This window comes from Burkholderia sp. Ac-20379 (genome assembly GCF_017104645.1).
Lineage (GTDB): Bacteria > Pseudomonadota > Gammaproteobacteria > Burkholderiales > Burkholderiaceae > Burkholderia.
Map to the genome: position 1 here is coordinate 1 of NZ_JAAGPF010000679.1, position 1,425 is coordinate 1,425.

General features: G+C 69.0%; 2 protein-coding genes. Both read left to right on the forward strand.

Annotation, left to right across the window (positions count from 1 at the left end; all coding sequences use genetic code 11):
• The first annotated feature begins 234 nt into the window (after window positions 1-234).
• Entirely contained in the window at window positions 235-558 is a 324-nt protein-coding gene (locus G3N92_RS33880) for an NAD(P)H-dependent oxidoreductase subunit E (RefSeq protein ID WP_206131847.1), read from the forward strand.
• A gap of 34 nt (window positions 559-592) precedes the next feature.
• The gene (locus tag G3N92_RS33885) at window positions 593-1,225 is read left to right on the forward strand and encodes an alpha/beta hydrolase (RefSeq protein ID WP_206131848.1); all 633 of its coding nucleotides are present in this window, start codon (window positions 593-595) and stop codon (window positions 1,223-1,225) included.
• Window positions 1,226-1,425 lie beyond the last annotated feature (200 nt).

The window sequence follows — 1,425 nt, forward strand, 5'->3', positions numbered from 1 at the left end:
ACGCTGCACACCCTGTTCTCACACGTTACACTCATTTTTTTTCTCCGGCTCAGGCGACCACCGTAACCTACCCCGCCACCAACACTCTTCCCCTCCACGCCGCTCTTCCGTCCCCCCCGCCCGGCCGCGCCCCGCGCCGCAGCAGGCGCGCCCGCCGCTCGCTATAATCGATCCTCCCGACATCATCCCCAATCCAGCCGGCGGCGCACGACGCACGCGGGCGGCCCCCACATCATGAACGCCACCAGCTTTTACCAGCACCACGTGTTCTTCTGCCTGAACCAGCGCGATCCCGGCGCGGACCGTCCGAGCTGCGCGAGCTGCGATGCGCAGCAGATGCAGGAATACGCGAAGAAGCGCGTCAAGGAGCTGGGCCTCGCCGGCGCGGGCAAGGTCCGCATCAACAAGGCCGGCTGTCTCGACCGCTGCGAGGCAGGCCCGGTGATGGTGGTCTACCCCGAAGGCACCTGGTACACCTACGTCGATCAGCAGGACATCGACGAGATCGTCGAATCGCACCTGCGCGACGGCAAGGTGGTCGACCGCCTGAAGATCTGAGCGCACGCGCTTTTCACCCGCCCCTGGACGCCGCATGAACGCCCAAACGCAGAAATCCCTGATCGACGGCCCGGTGGGCCGCATCGAGATCGCCGTCGACCTGCCGCCCGACGACGTGCCCGTGCGCGGCATCGCGCTGGTCGCGCATCCGCATCCGCTGTTCGGCGGCACGATGGACAACAAGGTCGCGCAAACCCTCGCGCGCATCTTCACGCAGCTCGGCTACGTCGTCACGCGCTCGAACTTCCGCGGCGTGGGCGAAACCGAGGGCACGCACGACAACGGCCTGGGCGAAACCGACGACCTGCTCGCGGTGCTGGCGCACATGCGCGCGCAGCCGGGGCAGGAAACGCTGCCGCTGGTGCTGGCCGGTTTCTCGTTCGGCACGTTCGTGCTGTCGCACGTGGCGAAGCAGTTGCGCGAGCGCGGCGACGCGGTCGAGCGCATGGTGTTCGTCGGCACCGCCGCGAGCCGCTGGGCCGTGGCCGAGGTGCCCGAGGACACCATCGTGATCCACGGCGAGACCGACGACACGGTGCCGATCGCGTCCGTCTACGACTGGGCGCGGCCGCAGGAACTGCCGGTGGTGGTGATCCCCGGCGCCGAGCATTTCTTCCACCGCAAGCTGCACATCCTCAAGCGCGTGATCGTCGACGCCTGGCGCTGAGCCGGGCGCGCGGCCGCCAGGGGCCGCCGTCGAGGCCGCGCGGCCGGCGCGAAGCCCGCCTCGTGCCGGCCTGACGATTCGCTTGCGGCGCGTAGCGTACGCGCCCGTTCCAGCGCGGCCCGCGAGCCTTTCATCTGTCCGTCGCATGCGACAGAAACCGCTTACGGCGTTTTCGGCCGCCGCCGCGCCCGTATAATGGC

Excerpts from the sequence above, each read along its gene's own strand:
- G3N92_RS33880 (WP_206131847.1), top strand. The coding sequence starts at position 235 with ATGAACGCCACCAGCTTTTACCAGCACCACGTGTTCTTCTGCCTGAAC.
- G3N92_RS33885 (WP_206131848.1), top strand. The coding sequence starts at position 593 with ATGAACGCCCAAACGCAGAAATCCCTGATCGACGGCCCGGTGGGCCGC.